A 15,764-nucleotide genomic window follows, 5' to 3' on the forward strand; every position below is an offset into this window, starting at 1 on the left:
TGGAACCTGCCGCTGTAACGATACTTTTTGCTGACCGAAGGAACAAGACTATTGCTTCTGTTCTTCGCCGCTGTCGCCCGAAGGCTCTGTTTTGTGCCCTTCCGGCGTCAATTCACCGGTCGCCGGCTGAGGAACAGGTTCCAGGATCGGGGTGGAAGCCTGCGCACTCTGAGGGGGCAGGGCTTCTTCGCCGTTGAAAGTTTTTTCAAAGGCTTCCGCATCCATGGTTTCATATTCCAGCAGATAAGCCGCGATGCGGTCTAAAATTTCACGATGATCGCGCAGCATCTGTTCGCAGCGCTGATAAGCCATATCGATGATCTTTTTCACTTCGGCGTCGATTTTGGCCGCCACTTCTTCGGAATAATTGCGCGAAGTGGTGAAATCGCGGCCCAGGAACACTTCATCGTGGTCGCTGCCGAAAACGATGGGGCCCAGTTCATCGCTCATGCCATAGCGCATGACCATGTGGCGCGCGATGGTGGAAGCGCGGTCGATATCATTCGAAGCGCCGGTGGAAATATCATCCATCACCAGCTTTTCGGCCACGCGGCCGCCCAGCAAAGTGACCAGCTCATCTTCCATTTCGCATTTCGAAGAATAATATTTATCCTCCTGCGGCAAGCTCAGCGTAAAGCCGCCTGCTCTGCCGCGGGGCACGATGGAGATCTGGTGCACAGGATCCTGCGAAGGCATCAAACGGGTCACAAGGGCATGGCCCGCTTCATGGAAAGCGGTCAGCTTGCGTTCTTTTTCAGACATGACCTTGTTTTTCTTTTCATTGCCCATGATCACTTTCAAGAAAGCATCATCGATCTCATGGTTTGTGATGGCCTTCAAATTGCGCCGCGCCGCCAGCAGAGCTGCTTCATTCAGCAGGTTCTCTAAATCGGCGCCGGTGAACCCGGCCGTTGTTTTCGCAATGGCGTCAAAGCTGACATCCTTGGCGAAAGGTTTCTTTTTGGCGTGCACTTCCAAAATCGCCTTGCGGCCCTTCACATCCGGCACGCCGATATAAACCTGTCTGTCGAATCTGCCCGGGCGCAGCAGCGCGCTGTCTAAAATATCGGGGCGGTTGGTGGCCGCGATGATAATGACCCCTTCATTGGCGCCGAAACCATCCATTTCCACCAGCAGCTGATTCAAAGTTTGTTCGCGTTCATCGTGACCGCCGCCTAAGCCAGCGCCGCGCTGGCGGCCAACGGCGTCGATCTCATCGATGAAAATAATGGCAGGGGCATGCTTTTTGGCCTGTTCGAATAAATCGCGAACACGCGAAGCGCCCACGCCCACATATAATTCCACAAAATCAGAACCGGAGATCGAGAAAAACGGAACCCCCGCTTCGCCCGCCACGGCTTTGGCGATCAGTGTTTTACCGGTGCCCGGAGGGCCCACCAGCAAAACGCCTTTCGGGATGCGCGCGCCCAATTCCAAAAATCTGCGCGGCGCTTTTAAAAATTCCACGATTTCCTGCAGGTCGCCTTTTTCTTCGTCGGCGCCCGCCACATCATCAAAGGTCACTTTTTTATTATCGTCAGTGGCCAGTTTCGCGCGGGATTTTCCGAAATTCAAAGCGTTTTTCGCGCCGCCGTCCCCCTGTTTTTTCATCATATAATACCAGAAGAGGCCGAAAAGCGCGATGATGACCAGATAGGGCACAAAGGTGGCCCACCAGGGCATGGACATTTCTTCCACATAATCCTGTTTGAGCGTTCCTGCGTCACGCTGTTCTTTGATCGTATCGCCCAGATCATAAAGGAAAATATCCACGCTGGGCAGCGTATATTCAAGAACTTTTTTGTCTTTCAGCTGCATGGTCAGCTTGTTGCCTTTGATCAAGAAATCAGTGACCTGCTCTTTTTCAAAGTAGTTCACCACATCCGAATAGGTCACGGTTTCTTTTTTCTGCCCATCCATCAGTGCGCCGATCGTTCCCAGCAGAATGATCAGCAAAACAGCGTAAAGCCCGATCCCGCGCATACGCTTTCCATTACCGTTTTCATTATTGTTTCCAGTCAACGAATGATTCCCACCTTTCGCGAGGCACTTATTTTGAATAAACCTCGGGTTTCAAAATACAAATATCCGGCAAATTGCGGTATTTTTCCGCATAATCCAGACCATAGCCCACCACAAATTCATCAGGAACTTCAAAGCCTTTATAATCGATATCCACATGGCGCTTGCGGCGCTCGGGCTTATCTAAAAAGGTGACCAGCTTGATGGAAGCCGGTTTTCTGGCGCGTAAAAGTTCCAATAAATAACTTAAGGTTACGCCGCTGTCTAAAATATCCTCTACAACTATAACATGCCTGTTTTCAATAATGGTGTCTAAATCTTTAATAATTTTCACTTCGCCCGAAGAGCGCACACCGGCCCCATAACTGGAAACCGACATGAAATCCATGGTGCAGGGCACGCTGAGATGGCGCACAAAATCGGCCATAAAAACAAAAGCACCCTTTAAAACGCTGATGACCAGCGGATCTTTCCCCACATAATCGGCCGAGACCGCTTCGCCCAATTCCGCGACTTTCGCTTCGATCTCTTCTTTGGTGATCAATACTTTCAGAATATCATCATACATATTCTTTTTTTCCATTATTCCGTTCTCCTCACAATGATCCAATGCTCTGTTTTTTCTTGTTTTCCCCTTGAAAAGGGCGGGCAGCCGCAAACATGAAGCACGCGGCAGCCGCTGCAGATCAGCGGCAGCTGATCGCGAAGCGGGGCGGGGATGCGCTGTTCGATCATCCATTTTTTGAGTGTTTTCTTATGATCGCCCAGTTCTATAAAATCGCCCTCTGCGCGCGCCCGAATCACGATTGGGGTCTGCTGATCCCAATAAAAACCTATTATAGTATCGTCTCTTTCCGGCGGTTCGTCAAGAGAAAATCGCCAGCCTGCCAAGAAAATCGCGTGATTTTTTTCCAATACGGCGGTCGGAATCGGTTTTTCTTCTGTCTTTGCCGCAAAAAACAGAAACTCAAAGCTTTTTTGTGCCGTGATATGCCGCGGAAGATCGATCCGCCCGCCGCTTTGCCCGCCGCAGAGAGATTCCAGCGCATCGATATGGCGCCGTGAAAGTTCTTTTTCGCCGCAACCCGCGCGAAAACAGCATTCCCGCAGAACGCGGCGGCGGATGGCGGGGTGTTCTTTCTGCCACGCTTTCAAATCAAGGGCGATCGCGCCGTTTTTTTCGCTGACGGCGTTTTCGAAAGCCCGCTGTGCAAACGCGCGGATAAAATCCGCTTCCCCGCGCAGGGTGTCGCTCATTTCAAAAATTTTTGCTTCGGCTTCGGGATAGACCTCCCTCAGCCGCGGAAACACGGTTTTTCTCAGGCGGTTCCTGCCGCAGACCGGCTGATCGTTGCTGGGGTCGCTGGCATAGGATATGTGATTTTCGGCCAAATATTGCCCGATCTGCATTTCACTGGCTTCGATCATGGGGCGAATGATCTTCCCCCTCACCGGTGGAATGCCGCAAAGGCCCGCAAGCCCCGTTCCGCGCATCATGTTCTGCATCACGGTTTCGGCATGATCTTCGCGCTGATGGCCCGTTGCGATTTTCTGCGCGCCGATCGTTTCGGCCACACGGGCCAAAAAATCATAACGCAGCCGCCGCGCCCCTTCTTCCAGCCCCAGATGGTGTTCTTCACAAAAACGCCGCGTATCGCCCTTTTCGCTGTAAAAAGCGATTTGGCGCTCGTTGCAAAAGGCCCGCGCCAGTTCACACTCGGCTTCTGCCGCCTGGGGGCGAAGGCCATGAGTGAAATGCGCCGCCGCCAGCGTGAAACCCAAAACCGGCCGAAGCTGCGCCAGCACGGCCGTCATGGCCATGGAATCGCCGCCGCCCGAAAGCGCGCAAAGCACCAGATCGCCTTTTTCGATCATGCCGTAACGCCCGATGGTGGCGGCCATTTGTTCTTTAAGGTTCATAATGCGTTTTATCCTGAGAGGAAAAGCGGGTATATTGCCCCAGCCACTGCATTTCGATGGTTCCCACTTCGCCGTGGCGGTTTTTGGCGATGATACATTCCACCACATTTTTCTTTTCGCTGTCGGGGTTATAGTAATCATCACGATAAAGGAACAAAACGATATCGGCATCCTGCTCGATGGCACCGGATTCACGCAGATCGGAAAGCATCGGCCGCTTGTTGGGGCGCTGCTCCGGCCCGCGGGAAAGCTGAGAAAGGCAGATAACGGGAACATTCAGTTCTTTGGCCATGATCTTCAGCGAGCGTGAAATTTCAGAGATCTGCTGCACGCGGTTTTCACTGCTTTTGGAACCCTGCATCAGCTGGAGATAGTCGATGACGATCAGACCCAGCTTATCGCCTAATCGGCGGCATTTTGCCTTGATCTCAGAAACCGAAATGGCCGAATTATCTTCGATATAGATATTGGTTTTGGAAAGGATGGCCGAAGCGTGGGCAATTTTATCCCAATCTTCTTCATTCAGTGTGCCCATGCGCAGCTTGCGGCTATCCACCAGCGCTTCACTGGAAAGCATGCGGGTGGCCAGCTGGGTATCAGACATTTCAAGCTGGAACACCGCCACATCTTTGCCCGATTTTTCGGCGGCAGCCATGATGATATTCAGCGCGAAGCTGGTTTTGCCCATGCCGGGTCGGGCCGCGATCAAAATCAAGTCGGATTTATTCAGGCCGCCCAGCGCGTTATCCAGATCGGAAAAGCCCGAAGGCAGGCCCGGCAGCTTGCCGGGGTTGGCCGCCAGTTCATCCAGCTGGTCATAAACATCCTTGATGACCGAATTCACATGGCGCAGGCCCGTGATCTCTCTGCCCTGGCGGATGGCGTAAATTTTCTGTTCCGCCAGTTCCGCGATGGTCTGGGCGCTTTCCTGCTCGCTGCGGGTCAAATCGAAAATTTCGCTGCAGATCTTTTGCAGATCGCGCAGCATTCTTTTTTCGCGCACGATGCGGGCATATTCCATCACATTGGCAGAAGTGGGCGTGATATCGATCAGCTGCAAAAAATAATTGCGGTCGGCCTGATCTTTATAGCCCAGCAGCTTCATTTCTTCCAGAACCGTTACCGGATCGATCTTTTTGCCGCCGGTGAACATGCTGCTGATGGTTTCATAGATCGCGTGGTTCGATTCCAAATAAAAATCTTCCGGCTGCAGCAATTCCACCACTTTGGAAACGCAGGCGGGGTCAAATAAGATGGCGCCGATGACCGATTGCTCGGCCTCGACGCTATGGGGTGTTTGTTTAGAAAGCAGTTCGTCCATATTGGTTCCTTCTTCCGTCGGCGAAAATTACTTTTCCTCCATCTCGCTGACGACCACTTTCACCGTCGCCACCACTTCGGGATATAACTTTGCCTTCACTTGATAGGTGCCGAAATTTTTGATGGGTTCATCCAGCACGATTTTATTCTTGGGCACTTCCACCGCGTGCTGTTTGGTCAGCGCTTCGGCGATCTCTTTGCTGGTGACGGAACCGAACAGACGGCCGCCCGCGCCGGCTTTTGCATAGACCTGCACCGGCAGATCGCCCAGCTTTTTGGCCAGCTCCTGCGCGTGTTCTTTTTCAAGGCGCGCTCTGCGTTCCTGCGCTTCATCGGCGATCTTCTTGGCGTTGAGCACATCCGCCGTGGCGGGGGCCGCCAATTTGCGCGGCATCAGAAAATTGCGGGCGTATCCATCGGATGCTTCGATGATCTGCCCCTTCTTGCCCTGCCCCTTGACATCCTGCAATAAAATCATTTTCATGGTTTGTTCTCCTTTTTCTCCGTGCGATGCGTTTTCTGTCTGCGCACGGTCAGCGATTTGATTCGTTGGTCTCTTTTTCAGATTGGGTGGTCTCTCTGAGATATTCTTCTAAAGCTTCATTCAGTTTGGCCGCCACATCTTGAACCGAAGCGTTGGCGAACTGGGCGCCCGCCATGGTGAGGCTGCCGCCGCCGCCCAGCTTTTCAAGCACCACCTGAACATTCATCTGCCCATAAGAACGGGCGGAAATGGCAACATCCGTATCTCTTTCGGCAAACACCACAAACGAAGCCTTGATGCCGGTGATATTGATCAATTCATCCGCCGCCTGTGAGGCGATGGCGCGCTCGGTATTTTCATCGAACACCGAGATCGACACCCCGGGGAAAGTCTGTTCGGCGTTTGAGATGATCTGATATTTTTTGATGTAGCTGTCGAAATTATTATTGAACAGCCGGCGCACTTCCACCGTATCTGCGCCGCACTGTTTCAGATAAGCCGCCGCTTCAAAGGTTCTCACGCCTGTTTTCACCGTGAAGCTCTTGGTGTCAAGGAAAATGCCGGCCAGCAGCGCTTCGGCTTCTTCTTTTTTCAGATCCTGCGTTCCGCTTAAAATATATTGCAAAAGCTCTGTCACCAGTTCGCTGGTGGAACTGGCATAAGGCTCATGCAGGCTGATGGAAAAATTCTCGATATAGCTGGCGGCGCGGCGATGATGGTCGATCACGGCCACGCGCTGGATGGTTTGCAGCACCTGGGGATATTCCACGAAATCCGGCCGGTTGGTATCCACAACGATCAGCAGAGAATTGGCGTCGGCGATGAAAATGGCGTCATCGGGTTTGATGAAGCTTTCTTTATATTCTTCCATTTCGGCCAGCCGGTCGATCAGTTCTTTTGCCGAAGTTTTCTCACGGTCTACAATAAAATAGGGGTTCTTGCCGCATTTTCTCACGGCGGCGCAGATGCCCGCCGCGGCGCCGATGCAATCCAGATCGGAAAGCTGATGGCCCATCACGAAAACATAAGAGGAATCTTTGATATATTGGCGCAGAGAATTGGCCACCACGCGCGATTTCACTTTGGTGCGCTTTTCGATCTCTTTGGTGCGCCCGCCGTAAAATTCGAAAGCATATTTCGATTTGATGACCACCTGATCGCCGCCGCGGGCCAGCGCGGTATCCACCGCCAGCCGCGCATATTGCGAAAGCTCTGTCAGGTTGGTGTCGCCTTTGCCGATGCCGATGGAAAGCGTGGCGCTGATGCCCGCGTTGTTTTTGATCTCGCGCACTTTATCCAGCACTTCGAATTTGCTGTCGATAAAAGTCATCAGATCCTGCTGTTCGAAAATGAACAGATATTTGTCGCGATCCAGCCGCCGCACGATGCCGTGGATGGGTTCCGCCCAATTGGCGATCTCTTCATCCACCTGCGCCGTCAGTTTTGATTTTTCGGAATCGGAAGCGTTTTTGATCAGTTCTTCATAGCTATCCAAAACGATCTGGGCCACCACGGGTCGGGTCTTTTCATATTTTGAGCGGATCTCGGAAAATTCGGTCACATCCACCCAATACATGGTCATCAGCAGCGCGCCCACCGAAGCATCGGATGCCCCGCCGCGCACAATATTGCCGTAAACATCGAATTTTCTGCCGTTCACCGCCACTTCATAGGGGCATTTTGTTCGCCCTTCCATGATCCAGCGTGTGTCGAACCCATCCATCACATCGGTGATGTGCATATTGAACAGGCGTTCATGGGCGCCCGTGATATCGAAAAAGCTGTCGTTGCACCAAACCACTTCGCCGGTGTCGATGCGCAGAATGGCCGTTGGCAGCGGGAAATTCACCAGCGAGTTTTTCGAGGCGTCATCCACCTGAAACAGCAGCGTTTCCACCGTTCGCCGTATTTCGGCGCGGCGGCGCTTTGCCCGCGCCCTGTAATAAATATAAATCAGAACGATGATGACAAATTCCGTTAAAGAAAGCCAAATATTATATGCCGCGGAAAGCGCCGCAAAAAAAATCAGCGCGGCGAAAGTCATTTTTGTTCCGGATTCCATGATTCGGCTGATGGTTTTTTCCATAAAGGCCTGCCTCTCTGCTTTGGCGAAAACCGCCCTTCACCAAAACGATGTATAAGTATAGTTAAGTATAACAAATCCATGCCGATGCCGCAAGCCCCGCGGCCGAAGCTTTGGCCGAAAAAACCGGCGAACGCTTCACGGTTCCAGGCTGTTCCGCCCCGAACCGAAAACTTTATTTTCGTCCGACGCGCCGCCGGATCTCCATATTATTTCTGCGCCATACGCAAAAAAGCAGAAAAGGGCCTGCCGCAAAACCGCATCCGGGCCCGACACATCGTTGCCGGGGAAATTCCGCACCGTTTTATTTTGCAGCAGGCTTTCTTCATTATTTATGATGCTCCGCCAGCCAGCGCTGGGTATAATCGATGAACGCGCCGCAGGCCACAGACCGCGCGCCATGCCGCTGCACCGAGATGCCGATGGTGCGCTCATAGTCGTTTTCCAGCGGCAGCACACACAGCCCCCGGCGGTTCTCTTCCAAAATCAGCTTGGGCATGATGGTCACGCCCAAGCCGTTGCGCACCATGGCCAGCGCCGCGTAATCATCGTTGACGGAATAGCGGTAGGTCATGCTGACCCGCTCCATTTCCAGCATGCGCCCCACATCATAGTTGGTGCCCTCGCCCGGCACGATAAAGGGCAGAACAGACAGTTCTTTCAGCGTCACGCATTTCTGCCGCGCCAGCGGATGATCTTTGGGCAGCACCGCCAGCAGCGGTTCAGAGCGCAGCGGCACAAATTCAAATTCCGAACTGGTGCTGCTGTTGGTGAAGCCGCAGTCGATCTCACCGGCCGCCAGCCATTTTTCCACATCCTGATACAGCCCATCCCGCAGCACCACCCGGGTTTCCGGGTTGTCTTTTTCAAATTTTCGCAGGATGTGGGGCAGCCAGTGCACCGCCACGCTGAGAAAGGTTCCCACCCGCACCACATTCCCCTTGTGGCCGGATAAATGATCTGCCTGCTGCAGCAGCTTGTCGTTCTGGGAGATGACCTCCTGCATGGTCTGCACCAGCTGCCGGGCTTCGGCGGTCAGCAAAACGCCCTGCTTGCGGCGGATCAGCAGCGTTACCCCCAGCTGTTTTTCCAGTTCTGCCACAATATGGCTGACGCCGGATTGGGTGTAATTCATTCTTTCGGCTGTTTCGGTGAGGTTATGGGTCTTTGCAATATCAAGAAACACCGTGTAATAATTCAAATTCATGCTCATTCTCCCTGCCCCTTTTTTCTGTATCTTTTTTCCTGCCGCAGTAAATTTAAGATATGAGGAATTTTTGTGACATCGATAAAAAACTCGTTCTTTTTATGCTCATCATGACATGTTACAATCAATCTTGCAAGTTCTTTGAATGGTTTTTTTTGCAAATTTTTTTGCCCGTTCACAGCAGCGCCACAAAGAACAATTTGTGTTGATGGAATGGTGAAAACGATGAACACTGAGCAATTCACGATTCGGGAAGAAGCGAAGATCGCCCCGAAAGCCGCCCCCACGGCAAAGTCTCTCATCAAGTGGGCAGAACCCGTCTGCTTTGTTGCCATCCTGCTTCTGGTGAACTATGTGTTTGCAAGCCAGATGGGCCTGGCCAACATGCTGAACACCATGATGAACACCGCCTATCAGCTGTTGCTGAAGACCGCGTTTTACATCATGGCCATCGCCGTCATCATGAGCGCGTTTTCCGCCCTGCTGACGGAATTCGGCGTCACCGACATGGTGAACAAGATCCTTTCTCCGCTGATGCGGCCGCTTTATGGCCTGCCCGGTGCATCCGCTTTGGGCGTGGTTACCACATACCTGTCAGACAACCCCGCCATTCTGGCGCTGGCGGATGACAAAGGCTTTCGCAAATACTTTAAAAAATATCAGATGCCCGCGCTGACCAACATCGGCACCGCCTTCGGCATGGGGCTGATCGTCACCACCTTTATGATCGGCCTGAGTTCCACGGCGGGCGTCGATCTGGGCAAAGCCGCCCTCATCGGCAATCTGGGCGCCATCGTCGGCAGCATCGTTTCCACCCGCCTGATGCTGCGCTATACCAAAAAGCTTTTCGGCGCAGAAATCGCGGCAGATCCCGCGCCCGAAATTTCACCGGAAGAAGCGGAAAAGAAAACCGAAGAACACAAAAAACTGGGCGAACGCGTGCTCACGGCCACGCTGGAAGGCGGCAAGACCGGCGTAGAGCTGGGGCTGGCCATCGTTCCCGGCGTTGTGATCATCTGCACACTGGTTCTGATGCTCACCAGCGGCATGCCCGCGGGCGGTTACACCGGCGCGGCAGATCAGGGCATCGGCCTTCTGCCTTATCTGGCGGGCAAGATCGATTTTCTTCTCAAGCCGCTCTTTGGCTTCACCAGCAGCGGCTGCATCGCCGTTCCCATCACTGCCCTCGGCTCTGCCGGCGCGGCCATCGGCCTTGTGCCTTCCCTGTTGAAAGGCGGCGCGGCCAACCCCCACGACATCGCGGTGTTCACCGCCATGTGCATGTGCTGGAGCGGCTACCTTTCCACCCATGTTTCCATGATGGATGCGCTGGGATTCCCGAAATTATCCGGCAAAGCCATCGCCTGCCACACCGTGGGCGGCATCGTCGCCGGCGTTGCGGCCAACTGGCTGTTCGTTCTTTTCTCCATGCTTTAAAAGATGCGCTGTAAAATGGCGCTGTAAGATAGACGAAGCCGCCAATCCGAAAGGGTTGGCGGCTTTTTCTTTTCCATGATGGATCAAAAACCCGATATCGGCCGGGATCTGAAAAGGCGCGAGGCAGAATTTTTGCATTCCGCCCCGCGCCCTGAAACTTTTATGATCGACAGCCGCCCTAAATTTCCATAATAACAGGCAAAACCATGGGGCTGCGCTTGGTTTTTTTATAGATATACCCGGCGATGCAATCTTTGATGGTGGCTTTCATGCCCGACCAATCTCTTACGCCGCTGCGCAGGCATTCTTCCAGCGCGGCGGTGGCCGCTTTGCGCATGCCTTCGGTCAGATCTTCCGCTTCACGCATGAATACGAAGCCGCGCGAAACGATATCCGGCCCTGCGATCACGCTGCCCGTGGCGGCATCCAAAGTGACCACCGCAACGATCAGGCCATCTTGAGAAAGGTGTTTGCGGTCGCGCAGAACGGCGTTGCCCACATCGCCAACGCCCAAACCATCCACCAGCACTTTGCCGCTGGGAACGGTTCCGTTGAACCCGGCGCCGTCTTTCGAAACTTCAAGAACTTTGCCGATTTCGGAAATAAAGATATTTTCACGGGCAACCCCTGTGGAAGCGGCCAGACCCGCATTGATCTTCAAATGGCGATATTCGCCATGCACCGGCATGAAATATTTCGGTTTGGTCAGCGCCATGATAAGTTTCAGCTCTTCCTGGCAGGCGTGGCCCGAAACATGCATATCGGCCAGTTTGTCATAAACCACTTCCGCGCCGCGGCGAACCAGTTCATTAATTAAAGTGTAAACCGATTTTTCGTTGCCGGGGATCGGTGAAGCCGAAATCAGGATTTTATCCCCGGGGCCCACTTCCACCTGTTTGTGGGAACCGAACGCCATGCGCGAAAGGGCGCTCATGGGTTCACCCTGGCTGCCCGTGGTGATGATGCAGAGCTGCTCGGGGGTGAACTGGCGGATGGTGCTGATATCGACCAGCAGATCCTTCGGCGCTTCGATATACCCAAGCTCTGTGGTCACTTTCAAAATGTTTTCCATGCTTCTGCCGGAAACCGCCACTTTGCGCCCATATTTGGCCGCCACATTGATGATCTGCTGCAAACGATAGACATTGGAAGCAAAGGTGGCCACCAGAATACGGCTGCGACAGTTTTTGAACTGTGCATCCAGCGCCGCGCCCACTTTTCGTTCGCTCATGGCAAAGCCGGGGCGTTCCGCGTTGGTGGAATCGGCCATCAGCATCAGCACGCCTTCTTTGCCCAGTTCGCCAAAACGGGCCAGATCGATCATTTCGCCGCCGATGGGGGTGGAATCGATCTTGAAATCGCCCGTGATGATGCAGGTTCCCACCGGGGATTTAATGGCCATGGCCACCGCATCGGGCACGGAATGGTTGACATTGATAAACTCGATATCAAAACAGCCCAGCTTGAATTTGCTGCCTGCTTTTTTCTCGTGGATCTTGATTTTTTTCAGGTTGCGGTGTTCTGCCGTGCGCATTTTGATGATGCCCGCCGTAAGCGGCGTGCAATAAATAGGCACATTCAGATCGCGCAATACATAAGGGATGGCGCCGATATGATCTTCATGGCCGTGGGTGATCAGAAAGCCGCGAACACGATCGGCGTTCTGCTGCAGATAAGTGGTATCGGGGATCACCAGATCCACGCCCAGCATTTCATCATCGGGGAAAGTCATGCCGCAATCCACCACGATGATATCGTTGCCATATTCAAACACCGTCATGTTTTTGCCGATTTCGCAAAGGCCGCCCAGCGAAATGATCTTCAGGCGGTTTTTGCCGCCCTTGGCGCCGAAAGCGCCCGCTTCCGCCTTTTTCTGCGGATTGCCGCGGCGGCGCTGGTTGTTCGGTTTGGCCTGCTGTTTTGCCGGCTGCTGCGTTTCGGCCGCCGGTTTTTCCGCGCCGGCGGCGGTGTTTGCCGCTGTGTTGGCCGCGGCGGCTTCAGGCGGTTTTCTGCGGTTTTGCTGGGGCCTTCTGCGGTTTTGCTGCGAGCGGCCGCTCTTGTTTTTTTCGGCGGCAGGCTGCTGTGCCTGCTGCGGTTTCTGCTGTTGCTGCTGCGCCTGGGCCTTGCTCTTTTCGCGTTCCTGCGCAACGGCTTCTTTTAATGTGGTTGCTTCGCCTTCCGGTTTCTTTTTTTGGCGATTTCCGCGAAAAACCGGCTTTTTAGGCGCACTTTTCTTAGACGCTTCTCCACGATTTTCTGTGGAAGCGCCTGCTTCTTTTTTTAAATTTTCAGACATTCAATCACTTCTCCGAATTCTTTAGGTTCAAATTTGGGTTAAAAATATTATTTTACAGGCAGCTTTCAACACCACGGCTCCCTGTTCTTTTCGAATCACATCGGCCGAAAAAGGCTTCGCTTCCGCTCTGTTTTTGCAGGCATCCGCGGCGATTTTCGTTTGAACCGACAAGCCGCATTCTCTGCGGCAGCTCCGTTTTCGCGGTATGGATTTTACCGCTTATTAATTACAGTATATCACATACCCCTTCATTTAGCCACACTTGTTTTAAAAAGAATAATTATCCTTTGTTTTGGAACGCTAATGAAAAGAGGTGATGTTTTTTTGCGAGTTCGTTCTTTCAGCCCGCTTTATGCCGCCGCAGGCGCGCTGGCGGGGCTTCTCTGCGGGTTTCTGGGCGCGGGCGGCGGGCTTTTGCTTGTGCCCATTCTCAGCGGCCCCTGCCGCCTTTCGCCGCGCCGCGCGCTGGCCACTTCCGTGAGCATCATGCTGCCCCTTTGCGCGCTCTCGCTGATCCCCTATCTGCGGGCCGGTGCGCTGGAATTTTCCACAGCGCTGCCTTATCTGCTGGGCGGTTTTCTGGGCGGCCTGATCTGCGACCGCTGCGTGAAACATCTGCCGGAAGTTTGGCTGCGGCGCATTTTTACCGTTTTATTGTGCTGGGGCGGTATCCGCAATCTGTTTTTTTAGATTTTCAAATCGATGCGGGGAGGAATTTTTATTTCATTCGTTTTCGCTTTGCTGGTGGGCGCCGTCACGGGCATCCTCACCGGCGCGGGCATCGGCGGTGGAACGCTGCTTCTGCTGTGGCTGACCGGTGTCGCGGGCATCCGCCAGCAGACGGCCCAGGCCATCAACCTTTGTTATTTTATCGCCGCCGCGCCGCCCGCCATCGTTTCTCATTGGCGCTTGGGGCTGATCGAAGAAAAAGCGCTGCTGCCCGCCATCCTTCCCGGATGCGCCTGCTGTTTATTGGGCGGGTGGCTGGCCTCGCGTGTTTCCACCGAGCTTTTGCGCCGCGCCTTCGGGCTGCTGCTGCTTGTGGTGGCCTGGCGTTCCTTTCGCGGTGAGCGCCCTGCTCAGCGAGGCAAAGATGCATCCAGATAGCTTTGTAAAATCAGCGAAGCCGCCACGGCATCCACCCGCGCCCGCTGCTTGCCGCGCTTTTTGCCGGCATCGCTGAGGATGCGGTTTGCCATCACAGAAGTCATCCGTTCATCCCAAAGCGCGATCTCGCAGCCCGCGCTTTCTTTCAGCCGCTGGGCAAACAGCCGCGCGCCCGCGGCCCGGTCGCCCTCCGTTCCGTTCATGTTGGTGGGCAGCCCCACCACCACCACCCGCGGTTTTTCCTGCCGAATGATCTCCAGGACCTTTTCCAGCAGCTTATCTTTATTATATTCTGTCACGCTGTAGGCGCGGCTTCCCAGCATTTCCGTCAGATCCGAAAACGCCACCCCTGTGCGTGTATCGCCCAAATCCAAGGCCATGACCATTTTTTCTTCCTCTTCTCTCTCTGTTTTGCTGTGTTTTGCTTTTTTATTTAAAATTTTCGGCAAACACTCTGCCGTGATCTTGTGAACTGTGATACTATACTATATAATGAATGGCGCATAAAAGCAATGCGCAGTTCGCAAAATCGACCATCGGGCGCCGAAAGGCCGGCTTTCGCCATGCCCCGCGCGGTGATTTTATCATAGCAGAGCGGCAATGTCGCAAAAAGGCGAACGCGCAAAACACCGCATGATCGGTTTTATGGCATTATTTTTCTTTGTTAACACGGTGTCCGCTTTGATTTTCTGTGTTTTTTGAAATTTTTTTCAAATTCATCTTGACCATGCCCCCTGTATATGGTATTCTAATTGTACCTATCAGGGTCTTTTTTTATGCCTGTTACAAAGGTCCTGAAATAAGGGAGGCAATTATTTTAAGGAGGTGCCGCAATATGCGCGTTAAGGTTACATTAGCGTGTACGGAATGCAAACAGAGAAACTACGATACCATGAAGAACAAGAAGAATGATCCCGATCGTCTTGAGATGAACAAGTATTGCCGTTTCTGCCGTAAACACACCTTACACCGGGAAACCAAGTAAGGAACTGTAGAAAGGTAGAGGTGTAGCTTCATGGCTGAACAGAACAACAACAATCTGGAAAATCGGAAAGAAGTTGCCGAAAAGCCTCAAAAGCAAAAGCCCAACGCATTCGCCAGAGCCGGAAAGAAAATTTCCAAATGGTTCCGCGAACTGACCAGCGAAGCAAAAAAAGTTGTGTGGCCCACTTGGAAACAGGTTGCCAACAACACAGGCGTTGTTATCGTCTGCATCGTTGCGGTTGGTATTTTTGTTTGGCTGCTGGATGCCGGTTTCTCTACACTGAGAAATCTGCTGATCGGTTTGATCGGTTAATTTCCAACCAAACGGGAGCGTCTTATGTCTGATAATGCAAACTGGTATGTGATTCACACATACTCCGGCTATGAAAACAAAGTAGCCGCAACCATTCAAAAAACGGTGGAAAACCGCAAACTGCAGAATTTGATTTTCGATATCCGCGTTCCGATGGAAACGGTGACCGAGATCAGAGATACGGGCAAAAAAGAAGTCGAACGCAAGATGTTCCCCGGCTATGTCCTTATCAAAATGGTCATGACAGACGATAGCTGGTATGTCGTGCGCAACACTCGCGGTGTCACCAGTTTTGTCGGCCCGGGCAGCAAGCCTGTGCCCCTGACCGAACAGGAAGTAGCTGCACTTGGCGTCGAGAAACATGAGATCCATCTTTCTTATGAGATCGGCGACAATGTCAAAATCATCGACGGCGCTTTGGAAGGCTTCGTCGGGCTGGTCAAAGAAATTTCTATCGAGCAGCAGATGGTTACTGTCCTGGTTTCCATGCTGGGTCGCGAAACGCCGGTTGAACTGAAATTCAATCAGGTCGCGTCGCTGGAAAAATAACTCCGAAAACCCGGGTGGGTTTTTCATACCAAAGGCTGTGGC

Annotated in this window: 15 protein-coding genes; 6 read left to right on the forward strand and 9 right to left on the reverse strand. The window is 53.1% G+C overall.

Annotated elements, in window-relative coordinates; genetic code table 11:
- Positions 1–48: 48 nt before the first annotated feature.
- From ftsH to ACJA3I_RS10310, 7 genes are all read right to left on the reverse strand, one after another.
- The gene (ftsH, locus tag ACJA3I_RS10280; protein ID WP_458863847.1) at positions 49–1,983 is read right to left on the reverse strand and encodes an ATP-dependent zinc metalloprotease FtsH; all 1,935 of its coding nucleotides are present in this window, start codon (positions 1,981–1,983) and stop codon (positions 49–51) included.
- A 67-nt stretch (positions 1,984–2,050) separates the two neighbouring features.
- A complete protein-coding gene (hpt, locus tag ACJA3I_RS10285; protein ID WP_458862507.1) occupies positions 2,051–2,605 on the reverse strand; it encodes a hypoxanthine phosphoribosyltransferase in 555 nt (184 codons plus the stop codon).
- Entirely contained in the window at positions 2,605–3,942 is a 1,338-nt protein-coding gene (gene tilS / locus ACJA3I_RS10290; protein WP_458862508.1) for a tRNA lysidine(34) synthetase TilS, read from the reverse strand. The genes hpt and tilS overlap by 1 nt, the downstream gene beginning before the upstream one ends.
- The gene (gene dnaB / locus ACJA3I_RS10295; RefSeq protein ID WP_458862509.1) at positions 3,932–5,263 is read right to left on the reverse strand and encodes a replicative DNA helicase; all 1,332 of its coding nucleotides are present in this window, start codon (positions 5,261–5,263) and stop codon (positions 3,932–3,934) included. Before dnaB ends, tilS begins: the two co-directional genes overlap by 11 nt.
- A 27-nt stretch (positions 5,264–5,290) precedes the next feature.
- Positions 5,291–5,746, reverse strand: a complete 456-nt coding sequence (rplI, locus tag ACJA3I_RS10300; protein WP_458862510.1) for a 50S ribosomal protein L9 — start codon at positions 5,744–5,746, stop codon at positions 5,291–5,293.
- 49 nt (positions 5,747–5,795) lie between these two features.
- Positions 5,796–7,832, reverse strand: a complete 2,037-nt coding sequence (locus ACJA3I_RS10305) for a DHH family phosphoesterase (RefSeq protein ID WP_458862511.1) — start codon at positions 7,830–7,832, stop codon at positions 5,796–5,798.
- A 325-nt stretch (positions 7,833–8,157) separates the two neighbouring features.
- On the reverse strand, positions 8,158–9,042 hold the full coding sequence (locus ACJA3I_RS10310; RefSeq protein WP_458862512.1) for a LysR family transcriptional regulator: 885 nt from the start codon (positions 9,040–9,042) through the stop codon (positions 8,158–8,160).
- A gap of 219 nt (positions 9,043–9,261) precedes the next feature.
- On the opposite strand from ACJA3I_RS10310, the gene ACJA3I_RS10315 reads away from it, so the two are divergent.
- On the forward strand, positions 9,262–10,473 hold the full coding sequence (locus tag ACJA3I_RS10315; RefSeq protein ID WP_458862513.1) for a CD0519/CD1768 family membrane protein: 1,212 nt from the start codon (positions 9,262–9,264) through the stop codon (positions 10,471–10,473).
- Between the two features lie 178 nt (positions 10,474–10,651).
- On the opposite strand, the gene ACJA3I_RS10320 is transcribed toward ACJA3I_RS10315, so the two are convergent.
- A complete protein-coding gene (locus tag ACJA3I_RS10320; RefSeq protein ID WP_458863848.1) occupies positions 10,652–12,253 on the reverse strand; it encodes a ribonuclease J in 1,602 nt (533 codons plus the stop codon).
- A 675-nt stretch (positions 12,254–12,928) separates the two neighbouring features.
- On the opposite strand from ACJA3I_RS10320, the gene ACJA3I_RS10325 reads away from it, so the two are divergent.
- Both ACJA3I_RS10325 and ACJA3I_RS10330 read left to right on the forward strand, forming a co-directional pair.
- Complete coding sequence (locus ACJA3I_RS10325; protein WP_458862514.1) at positions 12,929–13,459, forward strand: TSUP family transporter; 531 nt, start codon at positions 12,929–12,931, stop codon at positions 13,457–13,459.
- 12 nt (positions 13,460–13,471) lie between these two features.
- Positions 13,472–13,876: a TSUP family transporter gene (locus ACJA3I_RS10330; protein ID WP_458862515.1), complete on the forward strand. Its 405-nt coding sequence runs from the start codon at positions 13,472–13,474 to the stop codon at positions 13,874–13,876.
- Here ACJA3I_RS10330 and ruvX read toward each other — a convergent pair.
- Positions 13,849–14,262: a Holliday junction resolvase RuvX gene (gene ruvX / locus ACJA3I_RS10335; RefSeq protein ID WP_458862516.1), complete on the reverse strand. Its 414-nt coding sequence runs from the start codon at positions 14,260–14,262 to the stop codon at positions 13,849–13,851. The two genes, ACJA3I_RS10330 and ruvX, sit on opposite strands and share 28 nt — an antisense overlap.
- Before the next feature lie 449 nt (positions 14,263–14,711).
- Here ruvX and rpmG point away from each other — a divergent pair, with 449 nt between their 5' ends.
- The 3 genes from rpmG to nusG are packed head-to-tail and all read left to right on the forward strand — an operon-like array spanning position 14,712 to position 15,722.
- Positions 14,712–14,861, forward strand: a complete 150-nt coding sequence (gene rpmG, locus ACJA3I_RS10340; RefSeq protein ID WP_191513249.1) for a 50S ribosomal protein L33 — start codon at positions 14,712–14,714, stop codon at positions 14,859–14,861.
- Between the two features lie 30 nt (positions 14,862–14,891).
- Entirely contained in the window at positions 14,892–15,173 is a 282-nt protein-coding gene (secE, locus tag ACJA3I_RS10345) for a preprotein translocase subunit SecE (protein ID WP_458862517.1), read from the forward strand.
- Positions 15,174–15,197: 24 nt separating this feature from the next.
- Entirely contained in the window at positions 15,198–15,722 is a 525-nt protein-coding gene (gene nusG, locus ACJA3I_RS10350; protein WP_458862518.1) for a transcription termination/antitermination protein NusG, read from the forward strand.
- Positions 15,723–15,764 lie beyond the last annotated feature (42 nt).

Origin of the sequence: Acidaminobacterium chupaoyuni, from assembly GCF_047936785.1 — a bacterium.
GTDB classification, from domain to species: Bacteria; Bacillota; Clostridia; order Oscillospirales; family Butyricicoccaceae; genus Acidaminobacterium; species Acidaminobacterium chupaoyuni.